Annotated in this window: 8 protein-coding genes and 1 tRNA gene; 5 read left to right on the top strand and 4 right to left on the bottom strand. The window is 74.6% G+C overall.

Annotation, left to right across the window (positions count from 1 at the left end; translation table 11 throughout):
- A partial coding sequence (locus tag PAI11_RS04255; RefSeq protein ID WP_040598309.1) for an HAD-IC family P-type ATPase occupies nucleotides 1-1,138 on the top strand: 1,138 nt, incomplete at its 5' end.
- A 74-nt stretch (nucleotides 1,139-1,212) separates the two neighbouring features.
- Here the strand turns inward: PAI11_RS04255 and PAI11_RS04260 are convergent.
- The 4 genes from PAI11_RS04260 to PAI11_RS04275 all read right to left on the bottom strand — a co-directional run bounded on the left by PAI11_RS04260 (nucleotide 1,213) and on the right by PAI11_RS04275 (nucleotide 4,211).
- On the bottom strand, nucleotides 1,213-2,142 hold the full coding sequence (locus PAI11_RS04260) for an Ig-like domain-containing protein (protein WP_138974093.1): 930 nt from the start codon (nucleotides 2,140-2,142) through the stop codon (nucleotides 1,213-1,215).
- A 254-nt stretch (nucleotides 2,143-2,396) separates the two neighbouring features.
- Nucleotides 2,397-2,469 (bottom strand) — tRNA-Ala (locus PAI11_RS04265).
- Nucleotides 2,470-2,583: 114 nt separating this feature from the next.
- A complete protein-coding gene (locus PAI11_RS04270; RefSeq protein ID WP_007571200.1) occupies nucleotides 2,584-3,456 on the bottom strand; it encodes a hypothetical protein in 873 nt (290 codons plus the stop codon).
- 68 nt (nucleotides 3,457-3,524) lie between these two features.
- Nucleotides 3,525-4,211 carry a DUF1345 domain-containing protein gene (locus PAI11_RS04275; protein ID WP_007571202.1) on the bottom strand — a complete coding sequence of 229 codons (687 nt, stop codon included), beginning with the start codon at nucleotides 4,209-4,211 and terminating at the stop codon, nucleotides 3,525-3,527.
- A 92-nt stretch (nucleotides 4,212-4,303) separates the two neighbouring features.
- Here PAI11_RS04275 and leuS point away from each other — a divergent pair, with 92 nt between their 5' ends.
- The 4 genes from leuS to PAI11_RS04295 all read left to right on the top strand — a co-directional run.
- Nucleotides 4,304-6,943, top strand: coding sequence for a leucine--tRNA ligase (gene leuS, locus PAI11_RS04280; RefSeq protein WP_007571203.1), 2,640 nt, complete (start codon nucleotides 4,304-4,306; stop codon nucleotides 6,941-6,943).
- A 148-nt stretch (nucleotides 6,944-7,091) separates the two neighbouring features.
- A complete protein-coding gene (locus PAI11_RS04285; RefSeq protein WP_007571205.1) occupies nucleotides 7,092-8,048 on the top strand; it encodes an iron-siderophore ABC transporter substrate-binding protein in 957 nt (318 codons plus the stop codon).
- Nucleotides 8,049-8,196: 148 nt separating this feature from the next.
- Nucleotides 8,197-8,859 carry a ComEA family DNA-binding protein gene (locus PAI11_RS04290; RefSeq protein ID WP_050897098.1) on the top strand — a complete coding sequence of 221 codons (663 nt, stop codon included), beginning with the start codon at nucleotides 8,197-8,199 and terminating at the stop codon, nucleotides 8,857-8,859.
- On the top strand, nucleotides 8,856-9,069 hold a 214-nt coding region (locus PAI11_RS04295; RefSeq protein WP_211656545.1), incomplete at its 3' end, for a hypothetical protein. The genes PAI11_RS04290 and PAI11_RS04295, both read left to right, overlap by 4 nt.

Consider the following 9,069-nt stretch of genomic DNA (forward strand, 5'->3'; position numbering starts at 1 on the left):
CGCGGCCGACGCGCCGCTGCCGCCGGCGGCGCCCGACGCGCCGCTGCCGCAGCCGCTGCGGCCGCTGGCGATCGTGGTGCTGGCCGAGCGGCTGCGCAACGACGCGGGGCGGACGGTCGAGTTCTTCACCGCCGAGGACGTGGCGCTGAAGGTGCTGTCGGGCGACAACCCGGCGACCGTCGGCGCGATCGCCCGCGACGCCGGGATCGCGGCCGCGTCGGGGGCGCTCGACGGCGGCGCGCTCCCGGCCGCCGACGGCGAGCTGCTGGACGCGACCCGCGCGGCGCCGGCGATCGGGCGGATCTCGCCGGAGGACAAGGCGCGCGTCGTCCAGGTGCTGGCGGACGCCGGCGAGTACGTCGGGATGCTCGGCGACGGGGTCAACGACGTCCCGGCGCTGAAGAACGCGCGGCTGGCGATCGCCCAGGGCAGCGGGACCGAGATGGCTCGCAGCGTGTCGGACCTGGTGCTGGTCTCGGGAGAGTTCTCCGAGGTGCCGCGGATGGTCCACGAGGGACGTCAGATCCTGCGCAACATCCAGCGTGTCGCGCGGCTGTTCGTGACCAAGGCGCTGTTCACCGCCTTCCTGCTGGTCACGATCGCGCTGCCGTCGGGCGTCTTCCCGCTGCTGCCGCGCCAGTTCACGCTGACGTCGACCCTGACGATCGGGATCCCGGCCTTCTTCCTGGCGCTCGCGCCGTCGACCGGGCCGTGGCGTCCGGAGGGGTTCCTGCGCGCGATCGCCCGCTTCTCGATCCCGGCCGGGATCGCCACCGGCAGCGGGATCCTGGTCGCCTACCTGCTGATGCGCCACGCCTTCGACGGCTCGCTGACCGAGGCCCGGACCGTGACCGCGGCGACGGTCGTCACGGCGGGCCTGATGATCGTGATGGCGCTCGAGGACGAGCCCGGCCGGCGGCGCTACGCGATCGCCGGCCTCTGCGCCCTGATGGCGGCCGGCTTCGTCCTCGTCAGCGCGCTGCCGGCCGGCCGCCGCTTCTTCGACCTGGCGACGCCGACGGGTCAGATGGTCGCCGCCTGGGCCGTCGGCGCGCTGGTGGCGCTGGCGCTGCTGGCGGTCGCGCTGCGGGTGGTCGCGCGGATCGAGCGGCGGGGGGCGGGGGAGACCGCGGCCTGAGCGGTCGCCATCCGGCGACCTGGGTCGGCTCGGCCTCGCGCCGGTCGAGGGTCGCCCGACCGGCGGAGCCGCGCTCAGCGGGACACGGTGAACCGCAGCGTCTTCGGCTTCGAGACGTTGCCGGCCGGGTCGGCCGCCGTGACCCGGACCTCGTAGCGTCGCCCGCGTCGCAGTCCGCGCGTCGGCAGGGTCAGGCGCTTGGCGCCCGCGCCGACGCGTACGGTGCGCTTGGCGGCGGTCCGACCGGAGCGCCGGATCCGCACGGTCACGGTCGCTGCCTCCGAGATCGAGAAGCTCAGGGTCCGGCCACGGAGCCTGGCCTTCGTCAGTCCCGGCGCGGTGGTGTCTCGCGGCGAGTCGGAGCAGCGCTTGGTGTCCGACGCGACGCACGTGTCCTGCGTCTCGTCGCCGAAGCCGTCGCGATCCGCATCGGGCTCGATGTCCGCCTGCACCAGCAGCTCGCCGGTGACGGAGCTGGAGGGGCGGGCGGCCGCACCGGTGACGAGTCCCGGGTCGAAGACGTAGGTGAACGCGTCGCCGGACGAGTTGTAGGTCGCCGCGACGTTCGTCCCGTCGAGACCGAGGAACTCCCCGCGGCGGATCGTCATCCGCGTCGAGTACGCGTGAACGGGGACGTCCGTCCCGTCGTCGTCGGTCGGCACGACCAGCGGCTCGCCGGTGGCGCCCGCGGCGCCGTCGGCGGCGCCGGGCCGGAAGCCGCCGAGCCGGACCACGCGCGGGCGCACCGTCGCCGGGCCGGCGATGCCGTAGCCCTTGATCCTGAAGCGGGTGACGACGCCGTCGACGGGGGCGCCGGCGTCGTTCAGGCTGCCGTCCTGGGGGTGGATACGGGCGGCGAGGGTGCACGGGCTGGCGAGCATCGCGCACTCGCCCGAGTTCGCCGGGTCGTTGATGAGCCGGCTACCGACGGTGACCGCTGCGTCCGCGGGGGCGGCGAAGGCGAGGGTGCCGAGCACCACGCCCCCGATGAAAAGGCGATTCATGAGGTTGTCCTCGTTCCGGTCGGGCGTGCTCGCAGCGGGAGGATCACCTCCCGTCGGGCACGAGCCGACGCTGATCGTCCTGCTTGCGTTCGGATCAATCAGGATCGGCCCTGCCGGGCCCGCGCCACAATCGGTGGAGCACCCGGAGCTTTGGGCCGGACCGAACCCCTGGTTGCCGCCGGGGATCGGCGATCCGCCGGGGATTCGGAGGCGCAGAAACGCGAAAGCCCCGCAATCGCGGGGCTTTCGTGTAGTGGAGCCAAGGGGGCTCGAACCCCTGACCTCCTGCATGCCATGCAGGCGCTCTCCCAGCTGAGCTATGGCCCCTGGGGTTCGAAACCGTAGCACCTGCGCGCGGCGTTTGGCGGCTCGCCGGGGAACCCCGGGCGGTGGTCCTGGCGCGGCCGGCGACGGTCGAGTCACGGCCCCGGGCGTCCCGGCTCAGCGGCGCAGGAACTCGGGCGGCTCGAGCGGATCGCCGCCGCGCCCATGAGGCGCGGCCGACCCGCGGCCCGAGCTGCCGCCGCGGCGCAGCTGGCTCTGCGGCACGCTGCCGGGGGTGACGCGGTCCAGTGCGGTCATCAGCGCGGCGTGACTGGCCCGCACGTCGTCGAGCAGCAGCCGCGCGTTGTTCTCGAGCGAGCGGCCGAGATCGCGCAGGTTGGCGGCCAGCGCCTCGCCCTCGGTCAGGACGTCGGTCGCCACCGAGCGCGCCGCCGCCAGCTGGGCCTGGGCCCGGCGATGGGCGTCGTCGGTGGTCTTCGTCGCCTCGGCGACGGCCTGCTCGCGGGCGGTGGCCGCCTCGTCGGTCAGCCGGCGGGCGGCCTGGGCGGCGCCGTCGCGCAGCTGGCGGGCGGCCTCCTCGGCCTGCCGGCGGGCCTCGGCGGCGTGCGCCTCGGCGGCCTGGCGGACCTGGGCGGCGTACTGCTCGGCGTCGCGGCTGCTGGAGACCTGCTCGCTGTCGACGGTGACCTGGGTGTCGCGCAGCAGCCGCTCGGCAGACCGGCGGGCCTCGGCCAGCAGGTCCTCGGCCTCGGCGTCGGCGGCCTGGACCCGCATCCGGGCGGCGCGGTCGGCCTCGGCGATCCGCTCGTCGGCGCGCCGCTCGGCATCCATCCGCACGCGGCTGGCGGCGGTCTCGGCGGCCGCAATGATCTCGGCCACGCGGCTGGCCGCCGCCTGGCTGCTGAGCGCGTGCGTCGGCGGCGGGGAGGGGTCGCCGGCGCCGCTCGGCGCGTCGGCGTCGTGCTCGCCGGCGGGCGGATCGCCGGGCGCGGGCGGGGGAACCGCGTGCAGGTGGGGGTCGCCTGCCATCCGACGCAGGATCCCAGAGCAGCGAGCGGCCTGCGAACCGCGCACGCTCCGGCCCACGCCGGCGCCGATCACTGGAGGACGTTGACCGCCCGCGCGGTGACCAGCACGATCGTGATCAGCGAGGCCAGCGAGTGCCCGGCCATCAGGACCTTGGCCCGCACCGTCAGCGGCATCGTGTCGGTCGGGCTGAAGGCCGTGCCGTTGGTGAAGGCGACGTAGAGGTAGTCGATCAGGGCGGGCCGCCAGCCGGCCGCGCGCAGGTCGGGATCCCCCTGCTGCGGGAAGAGGAAGTCCGGCGGCCGCGGGGTCGCCGCCGAGCGCTGGTCGGGCCCGCCGCGGTCGAGCTCCCAGAACCAGAGCCCGAAGACCAGCATGTTGCAGGTCCAGACGATCAGCGCCGCCTGCAGCAGCTGGCGCCCGCCGACGGCGTGATGGGTCCCCAGCAGGTCGCGGACCAGCATCCCCAGCGAGCCGAGGTTGGCCACCGCCACCAGCGCGATCAGCACGAACCCGGTGATCCGCAGGATCCGCGACTCGTCGACGTGGCGCGCCGGCGCGACGACCGTCAGCGGGATCGCCAGCAGCAGGACCAGGGCCGGGAACAGGAACGTCGGGCCGAGCGACAGGCGGTCGGGCAGCAGCAGGTACAGGCCCGACAGCACGAGCACCGTGACCGTCGCCGGCCAGCGCGGCTCGTGGCCGGCGACCAGCGCCGGGTGGCGGTGGTGCTCTCCGTGCGCCGGCTCGGTGGTCATCCCCGACTGATTCGACGGCGACCGCCGCCGCCCTACCCGCGCCGGCCCGGGACGCCGCCGCCGGGCACCGTCCATACACTTGATCGACGCCCATGGAGCACCGCTACGAGCCACGAGAGATCGAGCCGCGCTGGCAGCGCGTATGGGAGGACGAGCAGACCTGGCACGTCGACAACGCCGCGCTCGACGAGGCCGGCGTCGACCCGGTCTACGTGCTGGAGATGCTCCCCTACCCGAGCGGCGAGCCGCACGTCGGACACCTGAAGAACTACGCGATCGGCGATGCCGTCGCGCACTTCCGCCGTCGCCGCGGCGACACCGTCCTGCACCCGATGGGGTTCGACTCGTTCGGGCTGCCGGCCGAGAACAACGCGATCAAGACCGGTCAGCACCCGCGCGAGGCGACCGAGGCGTCGATCGCGTCGTTCCAGCGCCAGTTCCGCGACTGGGGCGTGTCGATCGACTGGTCGCGCGAGATCGCCTCGCACCGGCCGGAGTACTACCGCTGGACGCAGTGGATCTTCCTCAAGCTGTTCGAGCACGGGCTGGTCGAGCGCCGCAGCGCCGCCGTCAACTGGGATCCGGTCGAGGAGACCGTCCTGGCCAACGAGCAGGTGATCGACGGCCGCGGCGAGCGCTCCGGCGCGCTGGTCGAGATCCGCCAGCTGGAGCAGTGGTTCCTGCGGATCACCGACTACGCCCAGCGGCTGCTCGACGACCTCGACACGATCGAGTGGCCCGAGCACGTCAAGACGATGCAGCGCAACTGGATCGGCCGCTCGCAGGGCGCCCAGGTCGTCTTCCACAACGACGAGCTGGACGCCGACTACGAGGTCTTCACGACCCGCCCCGACACGCTCTTCGGCGCGACCTTCTTCGTGATGGCCCCTGAGCATCCCGACGTGCTGCGGCTGGCCGAGGGCACCGAGCAGGAGCAGGCCGTCCGCGAGTACGTCAACCGCTCGCTGGCCGGCGACCGCAGCGAGCGGGGCGCCGCCGACAAGCAGAAGACCGGCGTCTTCCTGGGCCGCCACGTGGTCAACCCGGTCAACGGCGACCGGCTGCCGATGTACGTCGCGGACTACGTGCTGATGGACTACGGCACCGGCGCGATCATGGCGGTGCCGGGTCACGACCAGCGCGACTTCGACTTCGCGCAGGCCTACGACCTGCCGGTCAAGCGCGTGATCGCCGGTCCCGCCGATCCGGCGGGCGAGTCGCTCGAGGAGGCCGCCGACGGCGGCCCGCTCTCCGACGACGCGGCGGCCGGCGGATCGCCGTCGCCCGACGACGACGCGCTGCCCTACGTCGGCGACGGGCCGCTGGTCAACAGCCACCCCGACTTCGACGGCACCCACAACCGCGAGGCGCTGGCCTCGATCAGCGACTGGCTGGCGACCGAGGGCAAGGGCCAGGCGTCGATCAACTTCCGGCTCCGCGACTGGCTGGTCAGCCGCCAGCGCTACTGGGGCTGCCCGATCCCGATCGTCCACTGCGACCGCTGCGGCGTGGTCCCGGTGCCCGAGGACCAGCTGCCGGTGGTGCTGCCCGACGTCGAGGACTACAAGCCCAAGGGCAAGTCGCCGCTGGCCGCGGCCGAGGAGTGGGTCGCGACGAGCTGCCCGACCTGCGGCGGCCCCGCCAGGCGCGAGACCGACACGCTCGACACCTTCGTCGACTCCTCCTGGTACTTCCTGCGCTACACCGACGCCGGCAACGACGGCGCCGCGTGGGACCCGGCGGTGACCAACCGCTGGCTGCCGGTCGACCAGTACATCGGCGGCGTCGAGCACGCGATCCTGCACCTGCTCTACGCCCGCTTCTTCTGCAAGGCGCTCTCGGACATCGGGGTGCTGGACGTCAACGAGCCGTTCCAGAACCTGTTCACGCAGGGGATGATCACCAAGGACGGGGCGAAGATGTCCAAGTCCAAGGGCAACACGGTCGCCCCCCGCGAGATCGTGGAGCGGTTCGGGGCCGACAGCGCGCGGACCTACGTCCTCTTCCTCGGCCCGCCGGACCAGGACGCCGACTGGTCGGACGAGGGCGTCGAGGGCGTCAACCGCTTCCTGTCGCGGCTGTGGCGGTTCGCCGCCGAGGCGGCCGAGGCCGGCGGCGCGGTCGTCGCGCAGGACGGCACGGTCAGCGGCGCGCCGGGAGCGACGGCGCCGGTCGACCCGCAGGGCGACGACCTGGAGCTGCTGCGCAAGGCCCACTGGGCGATCGACAAGGTCACCCAGGACCTGGACGGCCGGTTCGCGTTCAACACCGCGGTCGCCGCGGTGATGGAGCTGACCAACGCGATCTCGGCGCGGCGCAACGCGGTGGTGCAGGACGGCGGCAACCCGGACGCCGGCGCTGCCGCCGCGACGGCCGGAGACGCCACCGGCTGGGCCGCGATCCGCTTCGCGACCGCGACCGCGGTCTCGCTGCTGCAGCCGTTCGCGCCGCACCTGGCGGCCGACGCCTACCAGCGGCTGACCGGCCTGCGGATCTGGGAGCAGCCGTGGCCGGTCGCCGAGCAGCGGTTCCTGGAGCGCGACGAGTTCGAGCTCGTGGTCCAGGTCCAGGGCAAGGTCCGCGACCGCCTGACGGTGCCGGTCTCGGCCAGCCGCGAGCAGCTCGAGGAGCTGGCGCTGGCGAGCGACAAGGTCCGCGCGCACGTCGACGGCAAGACGGTCGTCAAGGTGATCGTGGTCCCGGGCAAGCTGGTCAACGTCGTCGTCCGCTGAGGGCGCGCCGCCGCTCGCGCGGCGGTGACGATAGGGTGCCCTAACTCGGCGCCGGTCGTTCGGCCGGCGCCATCGCCCCGACGACGGAGACGCCGTGCCCGCCACGCCCCGGTCCCGATCACTGCCGCGACGCCTGCTGGTTGCGCTGGTGGCCCTGCTCACCCTGCCACTGGCCGCTTGCGGCGGCGACGACGGAGGCGGGGCGAGGACCGCGACCGCCGGCGGCAAGCCCGTCACGATCGCGCACAAGTTCGGGCGCACGACCGTGCCGGCGAACCCGAAGCGGGTGGTCAGCGTCGGCTTCGGCGAGCAGGACGCCGTGCTCGCGCTCGGAATCGTGCCGCTCGGCGGTCGCGACTGGTACGGCGAGCGCCCGTTCGGCTCCTTCGCCTGGGAGCGGGACCGCTGGCGCGGGACCACGCCGGTGGTCGTCGGCGATACCGCCGAGGTCGACTACGAGCGGATCGCCGCGCTGCGTCCCGACCTGATCGTCGGCGTGACCTCGGCGATGGACGGCTCGACCTACCGCAAGCTCTCGCAGATCGCGCCGACCGTCGCGCAGCCGGCGAGCTTCAAGGACTCCGAGTCGCCGCCGTGGCAGGAGGTCACCCGGATCGTCGGCCGCGCCCTCGGCCGTCCGGCGCAGGCCGAGAAGCTGGTGGCGGAGGTCGAGCAGCGCTTCGCCCGGGCGCGCGAGCGCCGTCCCGAGATGGCCCGCCTGACCGGCGTCAACATGGCGCCGTCGGGGCCCGGGACGTTCGACCACTACCACGCGCGCGACAGCCGCGGCCGCTTCTTCACCGAGCTCGGCTTCCGGGTTCCGGCGGCGCTGGCGAAGCGCCCCGACTGGACGCCGATCTCGTCGGAGCGGCTGGAGCTGTTCGACGTCGACGTGCTGTTCGTCGAGAGCGACGCCGCCGGCGAGCGGCGCCTCAGGCGCGAGAAGCTCTACCCGGCGCTCGACGTGGTCCAGCGGGGCCGCGTGATCTACCTGCCGACCGGCCGCGGCGACCGCAGCGGCGAGGCGATCGCGTACGGGTCGGTGCTGAGCCTGCCCTACGCGATCGACCGCGTGATGGCGCAGCTCGACCGGGTCCTGGACTGACGCAGGACTCGGGCACGCCCGGCCGGCGCCCCGCGCGGGGGCGGCGGGCGCCGGGCCGGACCACGGGCGCTGATCCGGCACCGGTCCGGCGCAGGATCGGCACGGTTGGCCACCCACGCGGCGCGCGGCCGTCCGTAGCGTCGGGCGGGTGCTGGAACGACCCTGGGTGCGACTCCTCCTCGGCGTCCTGGCCGCGGCCGCGCTCGGCGCGCTGGCGGCCCGGATCGCGGGCCCGGGGGCGGGATCGGGCCCGGCGGCGCCGAGTGCTGGGGCGGGCGCCGGCAGCCGCGCCGGCGTAGCGGCCGGAGCGGGACGCGCGGGCGTCGCGGGCGACCGCTCGGATGGTGGATCGGCCTCCGGTGCGCGGGTCCGGGTCGCCGGGGCTGGCGGCGAGGTGACGGTCCACGTGACCGGGGCCGTGCGGCGGCCCGGCGTCTACCACCTGCGCGAGCAGGCCCGGGTCTACGAGGCCGTTCGCAAGGCCGGCGGCACGACCGCGCGGGCCGATCGGCAGCGACTCAACCTGGCGGCGCCGCTGCGGGACGGCCAGCAGGTGCTGGTGCCCGAGCGCCCGCCGCCGCGCGCGGCCGGCGGGACCGCGGCCACCGCCGCCGACGGGGCGCCGGTCGACCTCAACACGGCGACCGCCGAGCAGCTCGACGGGCTCGACGGGGTCGGACCGACGACGGCGAGGAAGATCCTCGAGCTGCGCGAGCAGCGGGGCGGCCTGGGATCGGTCGACGACCTCGACGAGATCCCCGGGATCGGGCCCAAGCGGCTGGACGCCCTGCGCCAGCAGCTGGGCGGATGAGCGCCCGTTGGCCGCAGCACCACGTGGTCGCGTTCGCCGTCGCGGCCCTGATCGCCGGCCCGCGGTGGCCGGCGCTGGTGGCGCCGCTGAGCGCGCTGGCGTGGGCCACGCAGCCACGTCGGGGATGGGCGGCGGTCGCGGTCGCGGCGGTGCTGGTGGCCGCGGTCGCGGGCAGCTGGCGGGTCGACGCGGCCTGGCGGTCGGCGCGGG

This window comes from Patulibacter medicamentivorans (assembly GCF_000240225.1).
GTDB lineage: Bacteria > Actinomycetota > Thermoleophilia > Solirubrobacterales > Solirubrobacteraceae > Patulibacter > Patulibacter medicamentivorans.